Origin of the sequence: Lactobacillus gigeriorum DSM 23908 = CRBIP 24.85 (assembly GCF_000296855.1) — a bacterium.
Taxonomy (GTDB): domain Bacteria; phylum Bacillota; class Bacilli; order Lactobacillales; family Lactobacillaceae; genus Lactobacillus; species Lactobacillus gigeriorum.
Window position 1 is genome coordinate 1 of the sequence record NZ_CAKC01000086.1, and the last position, 26,991, is coordinate 26,991.

Consider the following 26,991-nt stretch of genomic DNA (forward strand, 5'->3'; position numbering starts at 1 on the left):
TAGTCCTCTGGTACCACCTGAACTTCTATGTCATAGCGGCGTCCTTGATTGTCCAAGGCATAGATGTCAAAAACGCCCCCATGCTCATCGCGAAAATCCTTAACTCGTTCCTGCGGCTGGGCCATTTCGATCTTTTCGATTTCCATCTCTGGCAATACGGCCTGCAAGAACAGTTTACAGGTTTCTTTATTGGCCATTACCTTACCAAAGACTGAACCATTCGAGAGCGGAAAATACTTTCCTAAATCCATTATAAGACAACTCCTTAAAATTTGATATTGAGAGCAGAATTGCCCCTATTAGTTAAATACGCAAAAAATGCCAAAATATATTTTTTATTTTTCCGTCTTTACCAAATCTTAAGAATTAGACCAAAAAAATACCTGATCTGTGCAAATAGCCTAGATCAGGTATATCTTTATCTCTATTACAAAAAACTTCTTAGATTGAAGTTTTTAGTTAATTATTAACATTCAAAATTCGCTTAGCAATCGTCGGATAATAGTATGAAGTCAAGGTTTGCAATACTACCCCTTGCTCAGGTGTAGCAGCATTGACATATTGATTATTGCCAATATACAAAGCTACGTGATATGGTGCAGTCGCTGAACCCCAGAAAATCAAATCTCCCGGCTCCAAAGCGTCAAGAGAGACAGTTTCACCAACTTTTACTTGATCATATGTTGTACGTGGCAAATTAATCCCTGCTGCCTTAGCATAAACGTATTGAACCAAGCTTGAGCAATCGAAGATATCTGGACCATTGGCTCCCCAAGCATAAGGCTTACCAACTTGCTCTTTCGCTAAAGCAGTAATCGCATTGACCACATTTGGGGCTTGAGCAACCGAACTAAGTTGCTTCATTGTAGGAGCAGCTTCCTTTTTAGCAGACTTCTTAGCAAGTGCCTGTTCTTTGGCAGCTTGAGCTTTTTCAGCTCTCTTTTGCTTAGCAGTAACTTTAGTTGTCTTAGTAACTGCCTCTTTAGCTTTTGCAAGCAAGGACTTAGCTTTCTTAGTTTTGCTCTTTAAATCTTCGTTATTTTCTTCGACATCAACAGTATAGCGAGCTTCAATCCATTCCTGGTCACCCACCATGTACCAAAGATTGCCATTTTTATCGACTGCCGTCTTCACAACATTCCATTCAGTACCGTCTTTAGCTCGGAACCCCATAAAGCTGCCATTATGGTAGTTTGTCCAAATCCGAACGCCTTTTCCAGGCAAATAATTGATCTTTACGCGCTTTACAGCCGACTTGTATGTGGTCGCGGCTACCGGCTTTAAAGTTGAAATCATATTAGCGCCAGAAACTGTCAAAGCAGCTGCAGCACCTAATTTAAACAATTTAAAATTCATTTATTATTCCCCTTTGGTAGCAAAAAAGTAGTGGTATTATACCACCAAAATGAACCTTCATACTTATTATTTTACCCAGATTTATATTACAATTTAGTTACAAAAATATCAAATACTTGTTATTTCACAAAAAACAGGCTAGGAAACTATCCTAACCTGTTCTTTCTTTTATTTCTGTTGATTATTGATGAAAAGCAAGAGCATAAAGTTATCTTAAAGAACACGCTTTGCTACTGATGGGTAGAAGTATGAACTAATACTTTGAACAATTACGCCTTGTCCAGGAGTAGCAGCATGGATGTACTTACCATTGCCAAGGTAGATACCTACGTGGTAAGGTGCAGCAGCTGAACCCCAGAACAACAAGTCACCAGGTTGTAAATTGTTCATTGATACGCTAACACCATCTTTAACTTGATCATAAGTAGTTCTACCAAGATTAATACCAGCAGCATTCTTAAATACGTATTGTACCAAGCCTGAGCAATCAAAGCCAGAAGGAGTCGTACCTCCCCAAACATAAGCTTTACCTAATTGGGCTTTGGCTAAAGCTAAGATTGAGGAAGCATCCCCAGCAGCTTGAACAGACTTGCTGGACTTTACCTTTTTATCAGCACTAACAGTGTATTGGGCTAAGATCCATTGGTTTTCACCGAGCATGTACCAGGTACGACCTTGGTCATCAATCTTGGTATCAAGCACAGTTTGTACAGAACCGTGTTGAAGACGGTTGCCAGTGAAATGACCATGGTTATAATTGTCCCATACATTGATTCCATAACCAGGTACGTAGTTAATCTTTACTCTAGTGGTCGCAGCTTGAACATGAGCTGAAGAACTAGGGTTAACGGCATTTACAGTAGCAAATCCTGCTACAGTTAAAGCTGCTGCGGCGGTAGCTTTTACTAAATTGCTCTTAATCTTCAAAATCATTTTCTCCTCAAAAAACTTAAGTCTATTATCTGGTAGCGAAAGGATAAATTTAGCTACATATGTTTATAATTTCTTAAATAACTTTACGAAATCTATAATACTCGCTAACGGTTACAATTGTGTTACAAAACTGATACTGAAAAGTAAAAAATGTCTAGACCAACAAAAAAGACCAAAAGCAGCTTGATTATCTACTTTTGGCTCTTGATTGAGCGAATTAAATTTGAAGATTACTAATATCTATAATTATAAAACTCGCTTAGCAGCTGATGGGTAGAAGTATGAACTAATAGTTTGTTCAATTACTCCTTGACCAGGAGTTGCAGCATGAACGTAACGACCGTTACCTACATAAATACCTACGTGGTAAGGAGCACTAGCTGAACCCCAGAATAATAAGTCACCCTTCTTAAGGTTCTTAAGAGAAACGCTCTTGCCTGAGTATACTTGTTGATAAGTTGTTCTACCTAAAGTAATATCAGCAGCCTTGCGGAAAACGTATTGTACTAAACCTGAACAATCAAATGCGTAAGGACCAGTTGCACCATAAACATAATCCTTGCCCACTTGAGCTCTTGCTAACTTAACAATGTCGTCACGAGTATCTGCTTTAGAAGCAGCTTGCACAGTTTGTGAAGCATCTGCTGGCTTAACAGCATTCACAGTAGCAAGGCCAGCAACAAATAATGAAACAGCAGCAGTAAGTTTTAGTAAAGTACGTTTGATTTTCAAAGTTAATTCTCTCTTTCTAGCGGGATCTTTAATTCCCGAAAATGTTCTTAAATCTCTCAACGGTTAATATCATACCTACTGAATGTTACATGTATGTGTCAAAAGAACTACCATCACGTTAAGAAAGATTTCAATCATCCGTACTTTTTGCAAACTATGTTACGAATTGTTAATCTAGACCAGCTATTATTTCTTGTAATTTAGCCACTGTTTCTTGCCAATCGTCGTTAACAAGGACATGCGCGAACGGTTTTAGCTTAGTTGATAATTCGTTTAGCTCTTTTCCCTGTAATCGTTTGTTAATACTTGCAACACTATCGCCACGATTTAGCAACCGCTCGCGCAATTTTTCAAGCGAAGAAGCTGTTACATATAAGAAATAAACTTGCTCTTTTAATTGCTCGATATATGACTCAGCGCCTTGGATATCTACTATTAATGAAGCCAAATCACTCTTTTCCCAAGCTTTGGCGAGCGCTTCACGACTTGAACCATATTGGTAGGCGCCGTAATGTACGTGTTCAAACAAGTGAAGCTGAGCAAAGCTTTCATCGCTTTCGAAATAATAGCTATTGCTTGCTTCCCCTTGGCGCTTGGGTCTGGTTGTATGCGTAATAACACGTGGAATCTGATATTGTTGCCATAGATAATCAGAAATGGTGGTTTTACCTGCGCCACTTGGACCAGCAATTAAAATTAATTTCTTCATTTGAGCTACTTCCCTTGTAAATTTTTTGTATTTATAATAGTATTCTACTATTGTAAAAAAGAAAGTTAAAAGAAGGAAGAAAAAAGTTACCATGAAAAAGTCAGAAGTAAAACTCGGTGCCATTCTTACAGGTAAATCCGAAGAAGAATTAAAGAAGCCTTTCCAAGGTAAAGTTGAAAAAATCTACGAAAATTCAGCACTTTTATCAATCACTTCCTATGATCCAGTCGATGAAACTGCGATTAGCGATTTGAATCATAAGATCGTGGTTAACTTTAAGCGTCTAAAGGTTGGTCGCGTAGCTAAGAACAGTAAGGTAGCTAATACCAACGAAGTTAAAGTAGAAAAAGTGGTACCAAGCAAACCACAAGAAACTGAAAAATAATTTTTTGACCGGGAAAAACTAGCACCCCGGCCTTTTTTTATCTAAAATTATAGGTAACAGTTTTGAGAAAGGATTTGCTTATGCAAAACAAAACTAAATCCGCAATTTTTTATTTTATTTTATTACAGCCATTTTTAGATCTATATTGGTTTTATAATGGTAAATTAGCTGAATTATTGCCTTTTACGCTCCCTACCATTATTCGAATTATGGCTTGTGGTGCTATTTTTCTATTATTTTTCAGTCAAAAAAGCAATTGGCAAAAATTAGGGCAAGACAAGTGGTTAATTACGTATCTTGTATTGCTGGTAGTCTATAGTTTGTTACACCTGTGGCACGTCAGCCACTTTAACAGTTTAAGCGCCAGCAACTACGGCTATTCTACTAGTGGCGAGATTTTCTATTTAATTCGAATGATCCTACCTTTAATGCTGCTTTATTTTACTCAGGCATTAGAGTTTAGCAAAAACACTTTTAAATTGGCCATTCAACTGCTCTCAGCCCTGTTTTCAGCCACCATCGTTCTAAGTAACCTATTGGTAATTTCACTTCGTTCATACGGTGAGGGACGGATTTCTGCTAGTATTCTGCAATGGTTTACAAGCAGCTACGGCTATTCACATTTAGCTTCTAAAGGTTTTTTCAATTTTTCCAATATGGTTTCGGCAGTGCTATTCATGTTGTTGCCACTGCTTGTTTACTACCTGCTGACAAATTTCAATTGGCAAAATTTGCTCTTGGTATGCGTGCAAGCTTTAGCGATGATTGAACTAGGTACTAAGGTAGCTTTAGCAGGGCTAATCGGTGGCATTTTGATCATGCTGGTGGCATTTCTTATCCACCGCTATTTCCTTCATGACTTTAACGGAAAATATCGTAAACCGCTCATTTCACTATTAGCGATTGAAGCTGTTGCGCTTGCTTTAACTCCAGCTAGCCCAGCCGTTCAACGCTACCAATATGAAAAATTCTTAGCTAGTCAATCTGATCACAATTTAGCAGCTGAAAATGATGAATTAGCTCTTGGACTTAAGAAATATCCAAGTGGTCCCAAACGTGAGGCCTTTTTACGCTCATTTATTAAGGAAAATTATCAAGCTTATGCCTTAAACGAAAAATTTGTCCTTAAATCATATCCTTATCAAGAAGATCCTGAATTTTGGCTAACGATTATGCGTCAGCCTGGCGATGTTCGTTTGCAGAATCGCTACCTTGAAATTGCTATGCTCAACCGCGTTCGCGCACATAATAACAATCGTTTAGACTATTTCTTGGGGATTGCTTACACAAGAGAAAGCAATATTTTCAACCTTGAACGCGATTTTCTCTCGCAGATCTACTCGGTCGGTTGGCTAGGAATGTTGTTACTAGTTGGTCCATATTTACTCTGCTTAATATATGGCATTTGGCAATGGTTCTGCTTCAAAGCTAAACGCAATTTCTTGACTAGCAGCTTGATCTTAGCTGAAAGTTTTATGCTAGCGGCCGCCTTTTTCTCAGGTAATGTCATGGACTTCCTAACTGCCAGCTTTATTCTCGCCTTCGTCGAAGGGTTCTTATTTAGTCAATTAAAAAATAAAACTCGCCTATAAAAATAGCGTTGATCCGTAGTTATTGGATCAACGCTATTTTTACTTTTGCTTGATAAAGGAGTCGTCAGGTACGCGAATCAAATAATACTTGGTAGCAATCCTTCCGGCATGCAATCCAATTCCATTTTGCCAAGTTTTCTTATATCTCGCAGTATAGATTGCAACATAGGCCTTTTGATATTGCTTGTCCATCTTGGTTAAGACCTTTTTATCGTAAGGAATCTTCTCAGCATTGACATTAATTGGTTCTTTGCCAAACGCTACTGAGACGTCATTAACCACCTTGTATCGCTTACCACTTACATAAAAAGTGAATGTTTGCGAACCAAATTTAGTTTTTGAAGAATCAATCGTAACATAACTCGAATTCCCTGTTCCCGTATTAAGAATCAAAGGCTTATATTCTACTTGACTAGTGATTCTTGTACTATCTTCCAAATTTGGATTATCTAAAAAGATCTGATTGAACATTGCAATGCTTGCTACTAAAAACACCGCAATTTCAAGCAAGTCAAGGGTAACGTTTTTGACAGTAAATCGTTTGTGTTCACGAATAATCATTTTGATGCGGCGTTGGCGAATATTTTGAATCATAAATACAAAATATAAAATCAAAACGACTATTAGTAAGATTCCTAATGTATTCCAACCGCTACTAAAATTAAACAAAGCAGTTAACATTCCGTCTAACATGGCAAATCCCCCAAAGGTTAAATCTCTAGTACTATTTTAGCCCAGACAGCTTATTTTGTCTTTTTCGTTTCCTTTTCAGGAGCCTCATATTCACGCACCGTCTGCAATTTTTCACTCATCGCAGTCGTCAATTTTTCAACAATTGCTGCTTCATCTGCCAATAATTCAGCTTCTGTAGCTAATTGGTCGATTCTGAAGCCTGAGACATTAAGACATTCAGAACTAGTTTCAAAGTACAAGTTTAGGTCGTTCTCAGTCTCTTCATCAGTAAAGTTATAAATCCGCTTATAGTTACTATATGGCAAGTTGATAATGTTGGTTTCTAAGCTAAACAGAACTGGTCGTTGTCCAGTTACTTCTAGGCTGGTTCTGATCAAAGAATCGTGCTTATATGCTGCAACCACTTCTTTAACCATTTGGCTAGCATATGACTTCAGTTTAGTCTTAGATTTGCTGACTTCACCATATTTTACTGTTTCTTGGTCTTGAATATAATCTTCATTTTCAATTTTATTGACTAATTCGTTTAATTTTATCTTCAAAGCAAACTTTCCTTTATTTTATTATCTTAAACACGTTCTAGATTAATCGAAATTTTGTTAAATGACAATAGTTTTGTTCTTAGCAAAATTTTTTTGAGGTAACATCCCAGAAAGATTTTTGCTATGCCAAGAGCAACGACAACATGTCACAATCGTTGATCTTACAAGCTTTATCGCACTTATGTTAAATAACTGTTTTTGGATGATTTAGCGAAAAATAAGATTTCTTTGTTATTTAATAACTTTCATCTTATAGTCCCTTTACAAGCGTTTTCATTCGCGTTAAGTTGTTACTTGTAAACATAAATTTAAAAAGTGAAAGGCAGAAAAAAATGTCCGAAAAAATATATACAGATTATTTCTACGATGAAGCAGATTTCGATAAAAATCATGGGATGGGCTATAAGCCATTGACCATCCCCGAAGGCGTAACCGCACAACCACTTGCCGTTCCTCCTGTCTTACAAGCAGACAAGGTTGAAGGCAACGATGTTTGGTTTACCATTGAATCTCAAGAGGGTGAAAGTCAAATCTTACCTGGTGCTAAAACCAAAACCTGGGGTTACAATGCTCCACTTCTTGGTCAAACCATGGTAGTTAAAAAAGGTCAACGCGTTCACGTCAAACTTAAGAATAGCTTGCCAGTTTTAACCACTTATCACTGGCACGGTATGGAAGTTCCAGGACCATACGAAGATGGTAGTTGCCATGCTCCTGTATATCCTGGCGAAACTAAAGAAATTAGTTTTACTGTTAACCAACCAGCTGCTTTGACTTGGCTTCATGCTCACCCATGTCCATCAACTGCAATGCAAGTATGGATGGGTTTGGCAATGGGCGTCGTGGTAACTGATGACAACGAAAGTCGCTTGCCAATACCTAAGAACTACGGCGTTGATGAATTCCCGATTATTTTACAAGATCGTACTTTCCATGAAGAAAATCAACTTGATTACAAGAAAGATTACGATCCAATGGGAATTTTTGCTGAAACACCAATGATTAACGGAGTAGTTAAGCCTTACGTTGATGTCACTACGCAAAAAGTTCGCTTGCTCTACTTAGGTGGATCTAACCGTCGTGAATGGCGACTTCACTTTGATGACGACTTAGTTATGACCCAAATTGCCGGTGATGATTCCTTCTTAGAACACCCAGTTAAAATGACTAAAGTCTTAGTTGGACCCGGTGAACGTTTGCAAGTAATCGTTGACTTCTCCGGTTATAAAGAAGGGGACGTCGTCAACTTATACACTGACGACTTCAAGTTGGTGGAATTTAGAATTCATAAGTTTGAACAAGATGACTCGAAGTTGCCATTTAAGCTCTTTACCCCTGACGATCGTCCAGTAAATCCAAATGCCCCTATTCGCAAGATTACCATGGATAATCATGATAAGATCAATGGTATGCGTTACGCAATGGAACGTATCGATATGATCCAAGAACTTAATTCTGTAGAATATTGGGACGTTACTAACACCAATCCAAAATCACACGGAATGCTTCACCCATTCCACATCCACGGAGCACACTTCCTAGTTGTTAGTCGAAATGGCCACACTCCAAATCCTAACGAAGTTGGCGTCTACAAAGACACGATCGAAGTTGCGCCACAAGAAACCGTCCGCTTAAAGGTTTACTTCCCACAAGTTGGGGTCTTCATGTATCACTGCCACATTATCGAACACGAAGATGCAGGTATGATGGCACAAATTCAAATCGTTGATCCTAAAGATCCTGACCGTAAATATCATCTAATGGATATGGAAACCATCACCAATGCCTTTGCTGAAGAAATGGGCATCAAGCCTAGCGAAGTCTTCATGCCAGGAATGGACGTTGAAGATATGGATATGGGCCACGAATTTCATGAAGCTGAAAAGCAAGCTCGTCACAATGTGATCGATCAAACTACTGGTGCAAGTTCTCACCATTGTTAATCATTTGAATCAATTTTCCCTAGCAAAAAAGCGACCTCGTAAAAGGTCGCTTTTTTATTCAAGGCACATTACTGTGTGGGCGCTACCTGTTCACATCAGGGCGATCCCAACGCCGGCACTTCCCGTGCTTGCTATTAAAAGCAGGTGTCCTCTATCTCAAAAATATCCGCATCTCGCGTTCTTTTCTCGACTCGTCACTAGCTATTATACCGATTATGACGAGTTCTGTAAAATTTTTTCGTTCTTGATAGCATTTCTGTAAACATGGTCGATAGCAAAATTCCTAAGGCAATCGCACAAGTTACTACTGCTACTCGTAAAATCGCCGCTTCGCCACCATTTGTATCACCATTAACCAATGAACGAACGGCTTGATATGCTGGAACTCCTGGCACTAATGGAACCAAGGCCGGAATGTTAAACACCGTTACTGGACATTTTTTTATCCGTGCAAAAATCAAGCCTAGAATACCAATCACAAAGGCGCCTAAAAGATTAGACAGCATTCGTCCCATCCCTACTCTTGCCGCAATCCAGTAAACCATCCAGCCCACGATCCCACTAATTCCAGATAGATTCAGAGCTCGATGGGGCACGTTAATCGTCAAAGCAAAACCAACTGACGCAAGGTATGAAAAAATAATGTTGATCAGAATTTCTAACCACAAAGGCATCATTAAGCCCCCAAAAACTTAATCACAATTGCTACTCCACCGCCTAAGGCTAGCGCCGTTAAAGCAGCTTCAAACATTCTAACTACACCTGACAGTAAATCGCCCATGAATAGATCTCTAAGAGCGTTGGTAATCGCTAGCCCCGGAACCAAGGTCATCAGCGCACCGATCAAAATATTATCGACAACAGTTTGCTTAAATAGCGCATGGATGCCAATTGTCACCAGCCCCATTACCATCGCTGCCATTAATTCAGATAAAAAGCGAATATTAGTGTAACGCTTAAAATAAACGTAGAATACATAACCAATCGTTCCCACCACCGCTGCAGCAGGAAAATCAACCCAGTCATAGTCATCCATAAATAGAACCATCAGGGTCGCACTAAAAGTCGCTGCACCTAAAATCTGTAACCATAATGGATAGGTGGGCGTATCAGAAGCAACCTCAATGATTTTTTCACGCAGTTGCGTTAGATTGATTTTACGATTAGCAAACTGACGCGATAGTTCATTGACGCGATCGACTAGCTCCAAATTAATATTCCGATCGCGAACCTGTTTCATTTGCATCAAATCGCCACCATCTAGGCTCATAAAAATTCCCGTCGGCGTTGCAAACACTCGCGGATCTTCAACTCCCGCATTGTGAGCAATCCGCATCATCGTATCTTCAACGCGGTACATTTCGCTACCGCCTTCAATCATTAATCGTCCTGCAGTCAAACAAATATCAAGTACTTCCTGATAAAATTTTTCATTCTCTTGAGTAGTCATCTTTTTGCCTATCAAAATTATAATTTTTCAAGATCAATGGTCTTATCGATCCAATCTCCACGGAAAAAGTCTCGTTCGTGACTAACAATGATGACACCACCTGGGAAATTAACAATAGCTTTACGTAAAGCATCTTTAGTATCATTGTCCAAGTGGTTGGTAGGTTCGTCCAAAAATAACAAGTTAGCTGGTTCAAACTGCATCTTGGCTAACTTCACTTTTTCCTGTTCTCCACCTGACAGTTCTTTCAACGGACTCATCGCCTGCTGAGCAGTTAAGCCCATCCGGGCTAAAGCTTGACGCAATTCCTTCGGCTTCTTGCGTTCAAACTCTTCTTGTAGGTACTGTAGCGGCGTCATATTATTGTTAGGCCACACCAAGTCCTGTTTAAAATATGCTAGTTTAGCCGTAATTGAAAGATCAAAGCCACCATAAATCGGTTTCAATTCGCCCAATAAAGTCTTTAACAAGGTGGTTTTACCAATACCATTAAAACCAGTAATCGCTACTTTTTCATTGCCTCCAACTGAAAAATTGAAGGCAGATTTGACTAAGGCATGATCATAGCCAATTACTAAATCTTGCGTTTGCAGCAGCAAGTTCGAAGCTGTAGCTAAATATGGAAAATCAAACTTAGCTTTTTTATTGCTCTTAGGTGGATTTAAAATTTCCATCCGAGCCAATTGCTTTTCTCGAGATTTGGCCGATTTTGCTCGCGTACCTGCTTTATTTTTGCGAATATATTCTTCAGTCTTGGCGATCTTACGTTGTTGATTGGCATAAGCTTTCAAATAAGTCTCGCGGTTAGCAGCTTTTTGACGAATAGCTTGTTTTAAGGTTCCGGTATAACGGGTAATCGTACCAAAATCAATATCAATAATACAGTTGGCAATTCGTCCTAAGAAATCATAGTCGTGGCTAACGACAATAAAAGCACCCTCAAATGCATTTAAATAGTCCACTAGCCAATCAATATGCGTAACATCAAGATAATTCGTAGGCTCATCTAAAACTAAAACCTGAGGACTCTGCAAAAGCAGCTTAGCTAAAATAATCTTGGACCGTTGTCCCCCTGAAAGTTTAGCTACATCATGATCAAAACCTAATTCAGCTAAACCTAAACCAGCAGCTACGCGTTCAATTTCAGTATCAACGCCATAAAAGTTGTTTTCTTCAAGATAGGTCTGAACCTTACCAGCCTGTTCTAATAAAGCTTCATCCCCACTTTCGCCATATTTACGATAAAGCTCGTTTAACTGCGCTTCTTTTTCATAGAGCTTAGCAAAAGCAGTTCGTAAAAATTCACGAATAGTCAACCCTGGGGTCAATTTGGCATACTGATCAAGATAGCCAACTGTGACCCGATTTTGCCATTTAACTTGTCCTTCGTCAGGAATAATTTCACCAGTTAAAATCTTGATTAAAGTTGATTTACCAACGCCATTTTGCCCAGTAACGCCCATATGATCTTCTTTATTCAAGACAAAATTAGCATCTTCATATAAGGTTTTATCAATAAAACTCTGACTTAGATTTTTTACTTCAAGTAAACTCACTTAATCCACTTTCCTAACTACAGTTTCATTTGTTCGCGTTCTTGCTCGTATTTTTGTAAAGCCGTTAAAACTTGAGGCCAATAACGCTTGGGTAAGATCAATTGCAAACGATCGTGATAAATTGGAAAATCGCTAGGACGCAACCCAGTAATCTTAGCTAATTCTTGATCACTAAGCTGATATTTAGCAGCGATTCGTTTAATTTCACTACTTGCATGTCCTCGAAAATAAGACAGCATAAAAAAGCCAATAGCCAAAATGCCTGCTACTAAAACTGAAATTGGCAGACTTAACTTAAAATTGCGCCAACAAATAAACAGCGCTGCAATAAAGGCTATCAAAGCCGAAATCACGCCATAAATTACGGGAAAAAGCGACCGTTTCATCTCTGATCTTCCTTTCTTAATCGTCATTACCTAATTAAAACAAAAAATAAGCGATAAGTCTCGCTATTTTCGAAACTCATCACTTATTTTACCTTGAAATGTTAATTTTTTAAATTAATGATATAAGTCGAAACGACCTACAGCAAACATTTGCTTAACGCCACCAATTTCAACCAATGACTTGTCGATAATGATCTTCTTCAATGCTGAAGCAAGGTAGCCCTTGTATGGCTTGCCCATTGCCATACCCACAGCTTGATTTTCACCGATTGAACATACTTCACCTAATGACTTGTAAGTGTAAGCAGCTGGACGAGTCTTGCCACCAATTCTTGCAGCTAAGTCTTCAGCAGCATAAGTACCCATAGTCAATGACATTTGTGCAGTTGGTGGGTATGGCCATTTCTTACCCGGAACCATAACCGCAGCATCTTCACCTAAGATGTAAACATCATCGCTTTCTGGAGCAGTTAAGTGTTCTGAAACCATTACCCGATAACGATTTTGCTTGAAACCAGACTTTTCGGTAATTGGGTGACCACTGAAAGCCATCATCCAAATAATAGTACCAGCATTGATTACAGTTGGTTCTGCATCTTCTGGAGCCTTAGCCATCTTGTAAGAAACTGAATCTGCAGTAACTTTTTGTACGTATGCAGGGTTAATCAAGTTGATATCGCGCTTCTTCATTACGTCTAAAGCGTATGCCAACAACTTATCGTTGAACATTGGTAAAACGCGAGGTGACCCATCTAACATGGTAATCTTAATTTGATCTGGAGTTACGCCAGCCATCTTGGCATAACGTGGACGAGATTCGGCAATAGCACCAGCAAGTTCTACTGCTTGGAAACCTGCACCACAAATTACGATTTGCAAGTGCTTGTCATCCTTGTCACGACGATAAGCTTGCATTTGTTCATAAATGCGATCACGAATTGCTTCAGCAGATTTTACATCGTGCATTGGCAAGCTGTATTCGTCAGCACCTTCAATTCCTCTAGTACCGAGAGTAAATCCTAAACCAATTACACAGTAGTCGTATGAAACTGGTTCGTGGTTTGATAAGTAAACCAACTTCTTTTCGTAGTCAACGCGTTCAACGTTCTCAACGATCAATGATGTCATTGAAGGTCTGATGACATCTGACAATTCAAATGACATCTTAGTGTATGGATAGCTACCTGAAGCTACTTCATAAAGACGCATAGTTTCATAGTGATATGAAACGTTGTTGATCAATACGATCTTGGCTTGATCGCGAAACTTCTTTTGTAAATCGATAACAGTCTTTAGACCTGCATATCCAGCACCTAAAACGACAATTTTCTTCATATTTTTTCCTCCAGTCGCTTAATTATATTAGGATTCCAACTAAATAGGTAATAACATAGGCCAATGCCCCAACCAACAGTATTTTTACTGCAGTGATAAAGGTTTCTGTTTTAACTTGTTTAATCGCGAGCAACTTGTTCTGCTGATAAACGAAAGGTACAATGATGATTGAGGCCCAAACCGTCTTTGGTGCAATGCCAAGTACTGGCAACAACATCAAGACTATAAAGACCACCACGTTTTTGAGGCTAAATGCCCAAATTCCCACTTTTTTACCAATAAAGTGAATGATCGTCTTGCGATGATTGTCTTCATCTTCTTGTGCATCGCACAAATTATTGGCCAGCATTAAGTTGGAAATCCACAATTCAAGTGGCAATGCAAGCATAAACACGTTCATGATGCTCGTGAAATTCCAACTAAATACTTGGTAACTATTCAAATATACGCTCAGGAGTACAATCACAAATCCCATCGTAAAACCGGAAACTAATTCACCTAGTGGCAAATTGGAAATTGGCAACGGACCAGATGAATATAGATAACCAATTGCAAAACAGAATATCCCTAACCATAATACCGCGATCCCGCTTTCATTAACAAGCCATAAACCTAGAAGAGCAGAAATAATTGTAAAAATCCACATTAATCGCAAAATCAGTTTGGGATCGATCTGCTCTCGGCCAATTATGTTAGTCTTTTGTTGATAAGATTTACTATCGGCGCGATAATAATCACTATAGTTATCAAGCATGTCTACTACCATATTGTACAAAAACATGGCAATAAAAAAGACAAGCGCTAAGAGCGGATTAGTATGATGATAAACAAAAATACTATAGAATAAACCTAGTAGAAAAGGAGCTACGCTAGCAACCTTTGCTTTAATCTCAACTAATTCAAAAAATACTTTTAAACTCAATAAAATTCACATCCTCTCCACTATCTTACTTTAATTAAAAGGAAAATTACATGAATAAAACTCAACAATGGCAAAAATATCCAATTATTGCGAATGATTTATCCACAGTAAATCAATTTTTATTGGAAAACATCCAGACGCGACATCACGAATTAAAAGATGCACTATTGACAATGGCTAATAATGGTGGCAAATATTTACGTCCTGCCTTGCTATTCTTGAGTGCTAAAGCAGCTGGCAAAAAGCAGTATGACCACGATCAGCTAATAAAATTAGCAGCTTCAATCGAAATCTTGCATATGGCCACTTTAATTCACGACGATATTATCGACGATTCTGATAAACGCCGTGGCAAAATCAGTATTCAAGCTGAATTTGGCAAAGATGTTGCCGTTTATGCAGGAGATCTGTTGTTTACACATTTTTTCGATTTGATCTTGTCAGCTACGAATGAACACCATTATCTTGAAAAAAATGCTTTTGCCATGCATCATGTGCTAGATGGCGAACTTGGCCAGATGGGCAAACGCTTCGACTTAAGTCAAAGTCTTGATGACTACCTTGATAATGTTAAAGGTAAGACAGCTGCCCTGTTACGATTAGCTACAGAAGAAGGAGCCCATTTTGCTGGTGCCGACCATCAAACAACCAGATTGATGGCTGAATTTGGTGAAAATCTAGGCGTAGCCTTTCAAATCGTTGACGACATTTTAGATTATACTGGGGGTAAAAATTTGAATAAGCCAACGCTGGAAGATTTAGCAACCGGCGTTTACTCTCTCCCATTGCTTCTGGCTTTACGTCACCAAAAACTAAAGCAGCAGCTTCAACCTTTACTAAGCAAAAAGTGGAACATGACGGTTGAAGATATTAATCGCGTGCAAGAAATTTTACTCAGCAATGACATCATTTCTGAAAGCCGTAATTTTGCTAAACATTATAGTGATTTAGCGTTAGCCAACTTAAAGGCCTTACCGCTTTCGCCTGCTCGTGAATTGCTTAAACAAATCACCAAACAAATGTTAAATCGTACAAAATAAAAGTCGATCAGACTTAGAGTCCTTGATCGGCTTTTTTTAATTGGCGATAGCGCTCTTCATTTTTCCATAACTCTGCAGGACTACCTTGCATATTGAGTTCACCATCTTCAATGAAAATAACTTGATCCATTAAGTCAATTCCTTGTAAGTGGTGGGTTATCCAAATTAAAGTCTTATCCTTTAGTTGCGTCATAATCGTATTGATTACCGCTTGCTCAGTTATTGGATCAAGACCAACAGTTGGTTCATCTAATAAAATAATTGGTGCGTCTTTTAACAAAATCCGCGCTAGCGCCAAACGGTGACGCTCACCACCAGAAAAACGTAATCCTGCTTCTTGCACCATAGTTTCCAGCTGATTTGGCAATTTTTTAACCATATTAGCTAAGCCAACTCGCTCTAAAACATCCCACAATTGTTCATCAGTCGCCTCTTCGTTACCAAGGCGCAAGTTATTAGCGATGCTGGTATTGAACAAATATGGCGTTTGATTGATAACACCAATGTAATTGGTGATCTGATCGCCAAATTCACTGGTTGCAACGCCGTTCAATTCGATTGAACCGCTATTTGGTTTACGATCGCCTCGGATTAAGGTAGCTAAAGTACTCTTACCTGAACCACTCTTACCAAGAATTGCTAATTTTTCACCAGCATGGATCTGAAGATTTAAGCCACGCAAAATCTCACGGCTGGTATTAGGATACGTATAGTGAACATTGGTCAAAGTTAAATCATAAGGAGCTTCAATCGCCACTTTTTTAGCTTCTTCCTTAGTTGGTACTGGCAAGTCATTTAATCTTACCAAAGAATCTTGGTAAACGTTGGTTTCTTGAGCTGCACCAGGCAATTGGGCTAAAGCATCAACTACTGGAAAGGCTGCTAAAGTAAAGGCCGCAATCCAGTTAGTCATTTGACTTGGGTGACCACCAAAGGTAGCTGCTCCCCAAACAATTAAAGAAACAATACCAAGCAAGTACAAAATTTGTAAGCAGAAATCACGCATTCGCTCAAATTTAGCCATTTGCAAATGGACATCTAATAATTTATTTTGACTAGCTACATGAAGCTTCAAGTACTCATTGCTTCGACCAGAAAGTACCCAGTCGGCAACTCCCATAACATTATCGGTCAAATCTACATAAAGTTGATCTTGCAATTGTTTGCGATAAACTTGTCTAGCACCGTTTACTAAAACGGACCAGATTGGAATCGCAAAAATGATTAGACCAAATACCAAAAGCATCCATAGACCCATGATTGGCGATAAGACGCCCAATCCAACTACAATAATTGTGTACAGGCCCCATGACACTAGCATTGGAAAAATCGACCGTAAGTATAAGTTTTGAATATGGCTGACATCATCTGACAGCAGACCTAAGATATCACCTAATTGATACTTACTATTGAAAAAGACGGCATCTTGTTCCAAGGAATCATACAGGCGTTGTCTTAACTTGGAAGTCATTTTTAAAACCCAGTTGTGACTAACCAAGCGTTCCAAATACCGAAAAGTTGGTCGAGCAATACCGAAGGCTCTTGTTAATACAATGGGCACATAAATCAACAAGATATTTTCTGGCTTAGTCGCTGCTTTACTGATCAAATACCCAGAAGTGAACATTAATCCCGCTCCAGCAACATAAGTCATAATTCCTAAGAAAATAGCGATGATCAAGCTCTTTTTATATTGACGCAAAAAGGGCTTTACCCAGCGATCATGCTCTAAAGCTTTAAAGATCGGTAGTTTCTTCATCCTTAATTTCCCCTCTCATTTCTTGCATCAATTGGCTAAAGTAGCCCTTTTTAGCGGCAAGTTCATCATAAGTACCTTGCTCAACTAGCTTTCCATGATTCATTACCAAGATGTAATCCATCTCTTTAACCCAGTGCATCCGGTGGGTTGCAAAGAGCACCAGCTTATTCTGCATCAGTGGTAACATACGCTCTTTCAAGTCAATCTCGGTTTCAATATCCAAGTGAGCGGTTGGTTCATCAAAAATCATAACTTGCCGGCTATGATCTAGTAGCGCTCTAGCCAAAGCAATTCTCTGTGCTTGACCACCTGATAATACTCGTTGACCTTGCCCAATAATCGTATCAAGTCCTTCTGGCAGCTCAGCTACTAAATCGTCTAACCCCATAATATGAATGGCTGATTTAATTTCTTCATCAGTAGCTTCTGGAGTGTAAAAAGCAATATTTTCGCGTAAGCTAGCAGTAAACACATAAGGGTTCTGTGGGATATAAACCATCTGTTTATGCCAGTCAGGAATATTCATCGTCTTAGCAGCTTGGCCTTCAATCGTTATTTCACCTTCAGACGGTGTCAAAAAACCACTAAGAAGGTTAATTAAACTACTCTTACCAGAACCACTCATTCCGATAATTCCCACCTTGAGATTGCCTTTTAAGTCCAAATTAATAGGTCCAATTTGGGCACCTTCTGGATATTGATAATTAAGATCCTTGATCTTAAGTTCAGCATCATTATTCCAGTCGGTTAAAGCTAGTTCTTCAGAAATTTCCTTTGGAGCATCAATCAATTGATTGATCCGCTTAAAAGCATTCTTACCATCCAAAGTTGCATGATAGTCACCAGCAAAGTTTCTAATCGGTAAGAAATATTCTGGTGCTAAAATCAAGATTCCTAACGCTGGGAATAGCTGCATTTCACCTCTTAATAAGGCAAAGCCAAGGTAAACTGCTACCACCGCAATTGACAAAGTAGTGAAGAAGTCCAAAGCAAAAGTTGACAGCATTGCTATCTTTAACACATTCATTGTCTTCTTACGGAAGTTTTCACTAAGTGTAAAAATACTACGTGAGTAACGCTTACTCAAACCGAAATATTTTAAAGTGTCAATTCCACGAAGCGAATCGATAAAGTTGTTCGACAGGTGTTGGAAATTACCAAATTGTTTATCGGCTTTGCTTTGGGCAGCATAACCTAGAACAATCATGAATAAAACAATTAATGGATACATTGCCAGAAGAATTACTGCAGATTGCCAGTTAAGAAAAAGCATTGCTACAAAAATAATTACTGGTACAGCCATCATTGTCAATACTTTGCTGTAAATCAGCTTAATGTAATTACGAACCTCATCGATTCCATCAAGTGCCATAGTAATCAAGCTACCTGTTCCCTGTCTTTGGACCATTGCTTGTCCTTCATTGAACACTTTCATCAACAAGGTCGTCCGCAATTCTTCAGAAACTTGGCTAGAATAATTTTCTAACCAACCTCCTCTTATCCAGTCAGCTAATTGGCGCAAGCTAAAGCATGCTACAAATGCTAACAATATCAGCCAATCCATCGTGTGCCCTTGCCATAACTTAGTTAACAGCCAGCTAAGCGACAAGGCTTGTCCAATAATCAAAAAAGCTTGCAGAACTTCTAGTACCGCAAGCTTTCTTACGATCGAATTGGCACCTGTTAATTGAAATAGATGTCGATCAATCATTAATAACCTTCTCCTACTCTAGGCATTTCAATTCGTTTACGTAACATCCAGTAACTCCAGATAGTGTAAGCAAGAACGATTGGGACAAAGATGCAAGTTGCAATCGTCATTACCACCAAAGTGTAATTGCTTGATGATGAACTTTGAATTACCAAGTTGAATTTGCTGCTGATTGAAGAAATCATCAATCTTGGGAATAACCCACTGAAGAGCAATGCAACTAAGGAAACTAAAGTTAAACCGCTACTGATAAATGCCATACCTTGCTTGTTCTTGAAAGTTCCCACATGTGCACTGACAGAGAAACCAACAATCAATACTAAGCAAAGTAAGGTTGCAAATGGATGAACGCGTAAGAAATCAGTTTGGAATATTAATAATAAAGCAAAGATTACTTCACCAACGTACAATACCCAGTAAAGAGCTTGTGCATATGTTTGAGCTCTTTCAGAAATTGCACCTTTAGTCTTCAAAGTAATGTAGTTCAAACCATGTAAGTAGCAAAGCAAAGTTAACGCAACGCCACCTACAATTGAGAACCAGTTAAAGTAATCAAAGAAATGAGCATACATATTGCCTTTAGCATCAATTGGCATCCCCTTAATCATCGAAATAAACATTACTCCGAAAAGGAATGGTGCCAAGAAGCTACCTAAAGCCATCATATTTTCCCAGAAATCTTTGTTCTTTTCTGCACTCTTTGCACGGAATTCAAATGAAACACCACGCAAAATCAATGCTACCAAAATGAACAACAAGATCATGTAATAGCCTGAGAATAATGAGGCATACCAGTATGGGAATGAAGCAAACATGGCTCCACCAGCGGTGATCAACCAAACTTCATTACCATCCCAAACTGGTCCAATAGTTGAAATAATTTGGCTTCTTTCTTTGCGATTATGAGCAAGCGTCTTAACAGCCATACCCACACCCAAGTCAAATCCATCAAGGAAGAAGAAACCTGAGAACAAAACGCCAATCAAAATGAACCATAAGATCTGTAAAAATGACATTTTAGAAGGCCCCCTTTGCAAATGGATCAGTTGCCTTGCTTTCAGATTCAGCTGCAGCATATTCTTCTGGATCATTCTTCATGAAACGTACGATCAAGCTGATTAAGACAATTGCCAAACCAGTGAACAAGCAGAAGTAAATAATGTTAGAAGCTAGTAATGAACCAGCTGAAACGTTTGGTGACACACTTTGTTCAATCGTGAATAAACCGTAAACAGTCCATGGCGCACGACCTAATTCAGTAATCAACCAACCACAAGTGTTAGCAATAAATGGGGTAAAGGTCATCAAAGCTACTACCCAAAGCATCCACTTGTGCTCGTAAAGCGATTGCTTCTTCTTACGAGTCGTAACCAAACCAACGATTGAAACTAAAGCCATCAAAGCACCGAAACCAGCCATGAATCTAAATGACCAGAACAAAGTATTAACTGGTACGTAGTAGTTCATCTTGTGACCTGCAATTTCAGTACCATACTTCTTCTTCATTTCAGCGTTGATTTCTTCCATACCCTTAACTGAACCAGTAGTCTTACCGTATGACAAAATACTCAACATGTAAGGAACTTCAATCTTACCCTTAACTTCATGAGTCTTAGTATCAGCAATACCAACTACTGTCCATGGAGCATGCTCGCCAGTAGTCTTGTATAAAGCTTCAGTGGCAGCAAATTTCATAGGTTGTTCATTGATCAAGTACTTCATTTGCAAGTCACCCATCAACATAGTTGCGAGTGAGAAAATAAGCATCATCCCCATGCCCAAGCGCATTGTCTTGTGGTAGATTTGCTTACTTGCGTCTGAAATAGTGCGTTTCTTCAAGAATTGGAAAGCAGTTAAACCAGTAATAATAGTTGCACCAGTTAAAAGGGCACCAATTACTACGTGGCTGTATTCAAATAACAATTGCTTATTAGTAAGCAAGGCAGCAAAGTCTACCATTTCGGCACGACCGTGACGAATAGTAAAGCCAACTGGGTGTTGCATGAATGAGTTGGCTGCCAAAATCCACAAAGCTGAGGTCATGGTACCAAACACAACCATCCAGATGAAGAAGACGTGTAGTCCCTTACCCACTTTATTCCAGGTAAACATCCACAATCCGATAAAGGTTGATTCAATGAAGAATGATAGTAAAGCTTCGAATGCAAGAGGAGCACCGAAAATATCACCCATGAATCTTGAATAATCGGACCAGTTCATACCGAATTGGAATTCCTGAATCAAACCAGTTACCACTCCGACAGCAAAGCTTAGCAAGAAGACATTGCTCCAGAATTTCGCCATTTTTTTGTATTCAGAATTGCCAGTACGAACATAAATTGATTCCATCACAGCAACCACAAATGCCGTACCGATTGAAAACGGTACAAAGAAGAAGTGGAATACTGTGGTCATAGCAAATTGGAATCGTGCTAGACTAACAATACCCATTGATTACACCTCCATAAAGTAATCAGAGCTATTATTTTAATAACATCTATTATTTAATAATCGACATCTATAAGTTTATAGCTATTAGTCAAACCTTACAAGTAAATAATTAAATTTTTTAATTATCGCTTTGTCGGTCATCTACTATAATTATAAACTTTTTTTACAAAATAGACAGTATGTCACTTGAAAAATATCGTAAAAATAATTGGTATAAGTAACGCTGGCAAGAAGTCTAAAGTCTTAATTTCTCTGATTTTTAGTAAGCTCATACCTGTACATGCAATCAAAAAACCACCAATAATAGAAATTTCGGTCAACAATGGTCCACTAAAGAACCCAGCTGATAAGTATTTTGCAATAACAAAAATCAAACCCTGCCAGCAAAATAGCACTGGCGCTACTAAAATCATCCCCCAGCCAAAACTAGCACCAAATACCATCGATGTTACAAAATCAAGCGTTGCATTAGTATAAAGCATCGTATTATCGCCTTTAACTGCTGCCATTACCGGTCCAACAATTGACAAAGTGCCAATGCAACATAGCAAAATTTCAGTTGCTAGTCCTTTGCCTAATTTCGATTTGCCTAAACGCGCAATTAAACGGTTGAAGCGGCCATCAATATCGATAAATGTTCCTAGTAGCGCCCCCAGCGATAAACTAACAATAAACAAAACTGGATACTTGCTCTTAGGCAAATTGTTAACTACGTTTTGCATTCCAATTCCAAATGCAGCTAATCCCATTGCGGTGTACAAAACCTGTTCATACTTGGCTTTGATACCTTTTTTCATAACTGCACCAATACTAGTCCCAACTAAAAGTGCTAGCGTATTGGTAATTGTTCCAATCATTTTTCCACTTCCTTTTCAAGCAAAAACGCGTATCGCACGATACACGTTTTAGTAATCAATTGTCATTTAAAGATATCAAAAATCCCTTTTTTACTTGTAGAATTTGCATTATTTGCTGGCGTCGTATCAACTTTAGTGTCATTTTCACCTGTTCCCTGATCATATACCCGGTAAGTAGTAAATGCTTCAGGATTTGACCAATCAACGTTATTAGCATTCAACTCGTTTTGACGCGTTTCTTCATTATTGACAGTTACCTTAGCCAAATTAAGATTTTTTCTAACCATATTCGAAATTTTTTGAATTGCTGGCGTTGAGGCCACTTGAATTGAGGCACCATCAATCCATGCATCATGACCTTGCAAGTAGTTGCTCTTAAGATTTTTGATCGTACCACGATAATTGAGCGCTAAGAAAAACATGTCGTTAAAACTCAAATTCGTCTTAACATACTTAGCAAAAATTTGTACCAACTTACGGTAATTGCTGATTGTATTAACCGACATTGCCTTATGGGCAACTGTTTCAATTACTTGGCGTTGCCGCAATTGGCGTCCGTAGTCGCCACGGGGATCTTCTTTACGCATCCGAACGTAAGCCACGGCATGGCGACCATTCAAATGTTGTTTTCCTTTATGGAAGTCACACCAATCATATGAAAAATCAAATGGTACCTGGACATCAACGCCACCTACGGCATTAACAAGGCTCTTAAGAGCTTTCATATTAACTTCGACATAATAATAGATTGGGACATTAAACAGGCTCTCAACGGTTTTTACAGCTCCCTGATTGCCACCAACTTGATATGCGGAATTTACCCGAAACATAAAGTATTTATTTCCTGGGTCGCCTTTAATATCAGCAAGCGTATCACGTGGGATTGAAGTCATCGTAGCCGTATTTTTGCTAGGATTAGCGGTTGCCAAAATCATTGTGTCAGAATTCCCTTGGTCGTGACGACCTTCAATTCCTTGATCGACTCCCAAAATTAAAACCGAAATCGGCTGCTTGCTAGCAATGCGAGCAGAAGTTGCTCCAGGGCTACCACTAGCACGATCGATGCCATTATGAAGCGCAAAATAAAAATGCGCTCCCCACGAAAGCGTAATCCCTACTAGCAAAATCAAAACCAAACCCAAACCACGAGCTAGGACATTCCCTGTTTTTAAGCCAGTTAAATCAAGTGCTAAAGTACGGTTACGTTTTAAATTTAGTGAAGAATGGGTTCTACGATATTCTTCTCTATTAGGATGTTGGTCCATACTTAATTAATTTTCCTTCCAAATGTGTCATTCTAACATCTATTAATACCACTTTATAGGTCATGTTAACAGATTTCAAGCAAAAATTTAGAATAACTTATTCTTTGTCTTTTTTCTTCTTTTCATCTAAAATTAAAAAAAATACTTTTAAAGGAGAAAAAAGATGGCAATTCCAAATCGTAACGAAGTCCCTAAAGAACTAACCTGGGATTTGACTCGTATTTTTAAAACTGATCAAGAATGGGAACAAGCTTTACAAGAAGTTAAAGCTGAAGTAGCTGCACTTCCAGACTTAGAAGCAAACTTTACCAACTCTGGTACCGCTCTTTATGAAGGCTTAACTCAAATTTTAGCCGTTCAACGCAAATTGGAAAAAGTTTACGTTTATGCCAGCATGTCGAGCGACGTCGATACTTCAGACAGCCATTATTTAGGTTACACTGCGAAGGCACAAGGTTTAGCCGCTCAATTTGAAGCTGCTAGCTCCTTCATGAATCCTAAGATCCTCAGCTTATCTGAAGCAGAAATAGCTGCTTTTAAAGAAGCTGAGCCTCGTCTCAAAGAATATGCACATTTACTTGATGTAATTACCAGCAAGCGTCCGCACACTCTTAGTGCCGAAGCAGAAAAGCTGGTAGCTGATGCCGGTGATGCTTTGAGCGTTTCTGCCAATACTTTCGGAGTATTAACTAATTCCGACATGGAATACGGCTATGTACAAGACGAAGATGGTGAAATGGTTCAACTTTCTGACGGTTTATATTCTATTTTGATTCAATCACAAAACCGCGCTGTTCGTAAAAATGCCTTCGACGTAATGTATGCTGCTTATGGTCAATTCGGCAACTCACTTGCATCTACGCTTTCTGGAACAGTTAAAGCTCATAATTATCAAGCACGCGTTCATAAATACGCTTCTGCTCGTGAAGCTGCCTTAGCTGCTAATGGTATCCCTACTGTGGTTTACGATACTTTAATTAAAGAAGTTAATAGCCACTTAGACTTGCTTCATCGCTACGTTGCATTACGTAAAAAGATTCTAGGTCTTAAAGACTTACAAATGTGGGATATGTACGTGCCTTTAACTGGCGAGCCAGCCTTAAGCTACAACTTTGAAGAAGCCAAAGCTGAAGCCAAAAAAGCCTTAGCACCACTTGGTGAAGATTACTTAAAGCATGTCGATCACATTTTTAACGACCGCGTTATCGATGTTGTTGAAAATAAAAATAAACGTACCGGCGCATATTCAGGTGGTTCATACGATACTGATCCATATGAATTGTTAAACTGGGAAGATACGTTAGACTCACTTTACACTTTAGTTCATGAAACTGGCCACTCCATGCACTCATGGTACACTCGTCATAACCAACCATACGTATATGGCGACTACCCAATTTTTGTAGCTGAAATTGCTTCAACTACTAACGAAAACATTTTGACCGAATACTTCTTAAATAAAGTAACCGATCCTAAGACAAGAGCCTTCCTATTGAATCACTTCCTTGATTCCTTCAAGGGCACCTTGTTCCGTCAAACTCAATTTGCAGAATTCGAACAATTCATCCATGAAGCTGATGCTAACGGCGAAGCATTAACTGCCCAAGCGCTTGACGAATTTTATGGCGATCTAAACCAACGTTATTACGGCGATAGTGTTGAACCAGGTGGCGATATTGCCAAGGAATGGTCACGAATTCCTCACTTCTACTACGACTTCTACGTTTACCAATACGCAACTGGCTTTGCTGCCGCAACTGCCTTAGCTAACAAAGTTGTCAACGGTACCCCTGAAGATGTTGAAGCTTACCTCACTTATTTGAAGTCCGGTTCAAGTGATAATGCTGTTGAAATCATGAAACGTGCTGGCGTAGACATGACTAAACCTGACTACCTAGAAGATGCTTTTGCAATTTTCGAAAAGCGCTTGAATGAATTCGAAAGTCTTTTAGGCAAATTCTAGAAATCTGATAAAATTTAATTTGACTAACTGATCAAGGAAATATATAACAGTAGAGGAAAGAAAATATTTCTCACATCAAAAAAGAGTCCAGGAACAATTCCTGGGCTCTTTTGATATATTGATTATTCAGTCATAAATTAGTGATGTGAAGCACCTGAAGTAGCATCTGTATCAGCTTCAACCTTGATTTGGTTTTCAGCAGTCTTTGGATATGCAGCTCTTCTAGTTGGGTCAGTGTTTGAAGGTAAGTTATCAGCAGTGTATCTGATGTGATCGATTCTTGCATGCTTAACGTCTTCAATAGTCTTGCAACCAGTCAATTGCATGTTAATAATCAATTCTTCGTTCAATTCTTCAATAACGCTTTGTACACCCTTGGCACCACCAAGTGCTAATCCGTAAAGGTAAGGACGACCAATACCTACTAAGTCAGCACCCATAGCTAAAGCCTTGAAGATATGTGAACCGCGACGTACACCTGAATCAAAGATAACAGGTACACGGTGATTTACTGCCTTAACAACTTCTGGCAAAACGTCAATAGTAGCTGGAGCAGTGTCAACTTCACGACCACCGTGGTTAGTTACGTAAACACCATCAGCACCAGCACCGATAGCTAAGTAAGCATCTTCGGCACACATAACACCCTTAACGATAACTGGCAAGCCAGATTCTTCCTTAATTCTTCTTACGTCGTCAGGACCAATCTTTTGTGCTGAAGAAGCGTACATTTGCGCAACGCTTTGGCCTTCACCCTTACCGCCAAGGTAACGAGTAAAGAAGTCCAATGGAACAGGATAAGTAAAGTTAGTTCTCAAGTTAGCTTCACGGTAACCAGAGATCAAAGCATCAACAGTTAAGAAGATACCCTTGTAACCTGCCTTCTTAATTGCATCAAAGACCATCCGGTTGAATTCCCAGTCCTTGCTCAAGTAAAGTTGGAAGAAACGAGGAGCATCTGGAGCAGCGGCAGCAATGTCTTCAACACTCTTGTTAGCATATGTACTTGAAGCAAACAATGCTCCAGCTGCTGCAGCACCCTTTTGAGTGGCAACTTCGGCATCCATGTGAGCAATACCATGGCAAGCAATTGGAGAAATCATGATAGGAGTCTTAAGCTTCATACCCATAAACTCAGTTTCAGTTGATGGGTTGTCCATGTTAGTTAAAGCTCTTGGAATAATTTGGTAGTGATTGAAAGCAGCAGTGTTGTTACGCCAAGTCCATTCATTTTCTGAACCAGAAGCAATGTAGTAATATGCCCCTTCAGGCATAACTTGCTTTACACGTTCTTCAAGTTCGTCAACGTTGACCATGTCAAGTTTTTCATCACGGTCGCTTTGGGGAAAACCATTGTAATAATGTGTCATATCATTAACCTCTTCTATCAATTAAAAATCTTTCATAACCA

The 26,991-nt window shown here is 39.0% G+C and carries 25 protein-coding genes; 5 read left to right on the forward strand and 20 right to left on the reverse strand.

Translation table 11 applies throughout. The annotated features are described in order from the left end of the window. From BN52_RS07670 to BN52_RS07690, 5 genes are all read right to left on the reverse strand, one after another. A partial coding sequence (locus tag BN52_RS07670; RefSeq protein WP_040473503.1) for a PD-(D/E)XK nuclease family transposase occupies positions 1-251 on the reverse strand: 251 nt, incomplete at its 3' end. 208 nt (positions 252-459) lie between these two features. Further along, a complete protein-coding gene (locus BN52_RS07675) occupies positions 460-1,356 on the reverse strand; it encodes a C40 family peptidase (RefSeq protein WP_008473901.1) in 897 nt (298 codons plus the stop codon). Positions 1,357-1,569: 213 nt separating this feature from the next. Then, complete coding sequence (locus BN52_RS07680) at positions 1,570-2,283, reverse strand: C40 family peptidase (protein WP_040473507.1); 714 nt, start codon at positions 2,281-2,283, stop codon at positions 1,570-1,572. A gap of 252 nt (positions 2,284-2,535) precedes the next feature. Continuing rightward, positions 2,536-3,021: a C40 family peptidase gene (locus tag BN52_RS07685; RefSeq protein ID WP_008473903.1), complete on the reverse strand. Its 486-nt coding sequence runs from the start codon at positions 3,019-3,021 to the stop codon at positions 2,536-2,538. A gap of 169 nt (positions 3,022-3,190) precedes the next feature. Then, positions 3,191-3,730, reverse strand: a complete 540-nt coding sequence (locus BN52_RS07690) for a guanylate kinase (RefSeq protein ID WP_008473905.1) — start codon at positions 3,728-3,730, stop codon at positions 3,191-3,193. Between the two features lie 91 nt (positions 3,731-3,821). Between BN52_RS07690 and BN52_RS07695 the strand changes: the two genes are divergently transcribed. Both BN52_RS07695 and BN52_RS07700 read left to right on the forward strand, forming a co-directional pair. Next, positions 3,822-4,115, forward strand: coding sequence for a DUF2187 domain-containing protein (locus BN52_RS07695; protein ID WP_008473906.1), 294 nt, complete (start codon positions 3,822-3,824; stop codon positions 4,113-4,115). An 80-nt stretch (positions 4,116-4,195) separates the two neighbouring features. Then, a complete protein-coding gene (locus BN52_RS07700) occupies positions 4,196-5,707 on the forward strand; it encodes an O-antigen ligase family protein (protein WP_008473907.1) in 1,512 nt (503 codons plus the stop codon). A gap of 39 nt (positions 5,708-5,746) precedes the next feature. Here the strand turns inward: BN52_RS07700 and BN52_RS07705 are convergent, their stop codons facing one another. Then, positions 5,747-6,400: an LVIS_2131 family protein gene (locus tag BN52_RS07705; protein ID WP_008473908.1), complete on the reverse strand. Its 654-nt coding sequence runs from the start codon at positions 6,398-6,400 to the stop codon at positions 5,747-5,749. A 50-nt stretch (positions 6,401-6,450) separates the two neighbouring features. Then, a complete protein-coding gene (locus BN52_RS07710) occupies positions 6,451-6,942 on the reverse strand; it encodes a hypothetical protein (RefSeq protein WP_008473909.1) in 492 nt (163 codons plus the stop codon). 332 nt (positions 6,943-7,274) lie between these two features. On the opposite strand from BN52_RS07710, the gene BN52_RS07715 reads away from it, so the two are divergent. Further along, positions 7,275-8,885: a multicopper oxidase family protein gene (locus BN52_RS07715; protein WP_008473910.1), complete on the forward strand. Its 1,611-nt coding sequence runs from the start codon at positions 7,275-7,277 to the stop codon at positions 8,883-8,885. 197 nt (positions 8,886-9,082) lie between these two features. Here the strand turns inward: BN52_RS07715 and BN52_RS07720 are convergent, their stop codons facing one another. The 6 genes from BN52_RS07720 to BN52_RS07745 all read right to left on the reverse strand — a co-directional run bounded on the left by BN52_RS07720 (position 9,083) and on the right by BN52_RS07745 (position 14,534). Beyond that, entirely contained in the window at positions 9,083-9,559 is a 477-nt protein-coding gene (locus BN52_RS07720; protein WP_040473504.1) for a threonine/serine exporter family protein, read from the reverse strand. A gap of 2 nt (positions 9,560-9,561) precedes the next feature. Then, entirely contained in the window at positions 9,562-10,335 is a 774-nt protein-coding gene (locus tag BN52_RS07725) for a threonine/serine exporter family protein (protein ID WP_008473912.1), read from the reverse strand. 17 nt (positions 10,336-10,352) lie between these two features. Further along, entirely contained in the window at positions 10,353-11,891 is a 1,539-nt protein-coding gene (locus BN52_RS07730) for an ABC-F family ATP-binding cassette domain-containing protein (RefSeq protein WP_008473913.1), read from the reverse strand. A 17-nt stretch (positions 11,892-11,908) separates the two neighbouring features. Beyond that, positions 11,909-12,277 carry a hypothetical protein gene (locus tag BN52_RS07735; RefSeq protein WP_008473915.1) on the reverse strand — a complete coding sequence of 123 codons (369 nt, stop codon included), beginning with the start codon at positions 12,275-12,277 and terminating at the stop codon, positions 11,909-11,911. Positions 12,278-12,391: 114 nt separating this feature from the next. Further along, positions 12,392-13,612, reverse strand: a complete 1,221-nt coding sequence (locus BN52_RS07740) for an NAD(P)/FAD-dependent oxidoreductase (RefSeq protein WP_008473918.1) — start codon at positions 13,610-13,612, stop codon at positions 12,392-12,394. Positions 13,613-13,634: 22 nt separating this feature from the next. Further along, positions 13,635-14,534 carry a prenyltransferase gene (locus tag BN52_RS07745; protein WP_008473919.1) on the reverse strand — a complete coding sequence of 300 codons (900 nt, stop codon included), beginning with the start codon at positions 14,532-14,534 and terminating at the stop codon, positions 13,635-13,637. A gap of 50 nt (positions 14,535-14,584) precedes the next feature. Between BN52_RS07745 and BN52_RS07750 the strand changes: the two genes are divergently transcribed. Beyond that, on the forward strand, positions 14,585-15,574 hold the full coding sequence (locus tag BN52_RS07750) for a polyprenyl synthetase family protein (protein WP_008473920.1): 990 nt from the start codon (positions 14,585-14,587) through the stop codon (positions 15,572-15,574). 13 nt (positions 15,575-15,587) lie between these two features. On the opposite strand, the gene cydC is transcribed toward BN52_RS07750, so the two are convergent. The 6 genes from cydC to BN52_RS07780 all read right to left on the reverse strand — a co-directional run bounded on the left by cydC (position 15,588) and on the right by BN52_RS07780 (position 23,617). Then, positions 15,588-17,333, reverse strand: coding sequence for a thiol reductant ABC exporter subunit CydC (gene cydC / locus BN52_RS07755; protein ID WP_008473922.1), 1,746 nt, complete (start codon positions 17,331-17,333; stop codon positions 15,588-15,590). Beyond that, the gene (cydD, locus tag BN52_RS07760; protein WP_008473924.1) at positions 17,311-19,044 is read right to left on the reverse strand and encodes a thiol reductant ABC exporter subunit CydD; all 1,734 of its coding nucleotides are present in this window, start codon (positions 19,042-19,044) and stop codon (positions 17,311-17,313) included. The genes cydC and cydD overlap by 23 nt, the downstream gene beginning before the upstream one ends. Beyond that, entirely contained in the window at positions 19,044-20,060 is a 1,017-nt protein-coding gene (cydB, locus tag BN52_RS07765) for a cytochrome d ubiquinol oxidase subunit II (RefSeq protein WP_008473925.1), read from the reverse strand. The genes cydD and cydB overlap by 1 nt, the downstream gene beginning before the upstream one ends. Before the next feature lies 1 nt (position 20,061). Beyond that, the gene (locus tag BN52_RS07770) at positions 20,062-21,495 is read right to left on the reverse strand and encodes a cytochrome ubiquinol oxidase subunit I (RefSeq protein WP_008473926.1); all 1,434 of its coding nucleotides are present in this window, start codon (positions 21,493-21,495) and stop codon (positions 20,062-20,064) included. A gap of 182 nt (positions 21,496-21,677) precedes the next feature. Beyond that, a complete protein-coding gene (locus tag BN52_RS07775) occupies positions 21,678-22,352 on the reverse strand; it encodes a DUF554 domain-containing protein (RefSeq protein ID WP_008473927.1) in 675 nt (224 codons plus the stop codon). 62 nt (positions 22,353-22,414) lie between these two features. Then, positions 22,415-23,617 carry an LCP family protein gene (locus BN52_RS07780; RefSeq protein WP_008473928.1) on the reverse strand — a complete coding sequence of 401 codons (1,203 nt, stop codon included), beginning with the start codon at positions 23,615-23,617 and terminating at the stop codon, positions 22,415-22,417. A 163-nt stretch (positions 23,618-23,780) separates the two neighbouring features. Here BN52_RS07780 and pepF point away from each other — a divergent pair, with 163 nt between their 5' ends. Next, positions 23,781-25,580: an oligoendopeptidase F gene (gene pepF, locus BN52_RS07785; protein ID WP_008473929.1), complete on the forward strand. Its 1,800-nt coding sequence runs from the start codon at positions 23,781-23,783 to the stop codon at positions 25,578-25,580. Positions 25,581-25,717: 137 nt separating this feature from the next. Here the strand turns inward: pepF and BN52_RS07790 are convergent, their stop codons facing one another. Next, entirely contained in the window at positions 25,718-26,950 is a 1,233-nt protein-coding gene (locus tag BN52_RS07790) for a lactate oxidase (protein ID WP_008473930.1), read from the reverse strand. Positions 26,951-26,991 lie beyond the last annotated feature (41 nt).

Excerpts from the sequence above, each read along its gene's own strand:
- BN52_RS07690 (WP_008473905.1), bottom strand. The coding sequence starts at position 3,730 with ATGAAGAAATTAATTTTAATTGCTGGTCCAAGTGGCGCAGGTAAAACC.
- BN52_RS07775 (WP_008473927.1), bottom strand. The coding sequence starts at position 22,352 with ATGATTGGAACAATTACCAATACGCTAGCACTTTTAGTTGGGACTAGT.
- BN52_RS07770 (WP_008473926.1), bottom strand. The coding sequence starts at position 21,495 with ATGGGTATTGTTAGTCTAGCACGATTCCAATTTGCTATGACCACAGTA.
- BN52_RS07790 (WP_008473930.1), bottom strand. The coding sequence starts at position 26,950 with ATGACACATTATTACAATGGTTTTCCCCAAAGCGACCGTGATGAAAAA.
- BN52_RS07750 (WP_008473920.1), top strand. The coding sequence starts at position 14,585 with ATGAATAAAACTCAACAATGGCAAAAATATCCAATTATTGCGAATGAT.
- BN52_RS07705 (WP_008473908.1), bottom strand. The coding sequence starts at position 6,400 with ATGTTAGACGGAATGTTAACTGCTTTGTTTAATTTTAGTAGCGGTTGG.
- cydC (WP_008473922.1), bottom strand. The coding sequence starts at position 17,333 with ATGAAGAAACTACCGATCTTTAAAGCTTTAGAGCATGATCGCTGGGTA.
- BN52_RS07715 (WP_008473910.1), top strand. The coding sequence starts at position 7,275 with ATGTCCGAAAAAATATATACAGATTATTTCTACGATGAAGCAGATTTC.
- BN52_RS07735 (WP_008473915.1), bottom strand. The coding sequence starts at position 12,277 with ATGAAACGGTCGCTTTTTCCCGTAATTTATGGCGTGATTTCGGCTTTG.
- cydB (WP_008473925.1), bottom strand. The coding sequence starts at position 20,060 with ATGTCATTTTTACAGATCTTATGGTTCATTTTGATTGGCGTTTTGTTC.
- BN52_RS07725 (WP_008473912.1), bottom strand. The coding sequence starts at position 10,335 with ATGACTACTCAAGAGAATGAAAAATTTTATCAGGAAGTACTTGATATT.
- BN52_RS07700 (WP_008473907.1), top strand. The coding sequence starts at position 4,196 with ATGCAAAACAAAACTAAATCCGCAATTTTTTATTTTATTTTATTACAG.
- BN52_RS07675 (WP_008473901.1), bottom strand. The coding sequence starts at position 1,356 with ATGAATTTTAAATTGTTTAAATTAGGTGCTGCAGCTGCTTTGACAGTT.
- BN52_RS07780 (WP_008473928.1), bottom strand. The coding sequence starts at position 23,617 with ATGGACCAACATCCTAATAGAGAAGAATATCGTAGAACCCATTCTTCA.
- BN52_RS07740 (WP_008473918.1), bottom strand. The coding sequence starts at position 13,612 with ATGAAGAAAATTGTCGTTTTAGGTGCTGGATATGCAGGTCTAAAGACT.
- cydD (WP_008473924.1), bottom strand. The coding sequence starts at position 19,044 with ATGATTGATCGACATCTATTTCAATTAACAGGTGCCAATTCGATCGTA.
- BN52_RS07720 (WP_040473504.1), bottom strand. The coding sequence starts at position 9,559 with ATGCCTTTGTGGTTAGAAATTCTGATCAACATTATTTTTTCATACCTT.
- BN52_RS07695 (WP_008473906.1), top strand. The coding sequence starts at position 3,822 with ATGAAAAAGTCAGAAGTAAAACTCGGTGCCATTCTTACAGGTAAATCC.
- pepF (WP_008473929.1), top strand. The coding sequence starts at position 23,781 with ATGGCAATTCCAAATCGTAACGAAGTCCCTAAAGAACTAACCTGGGAT.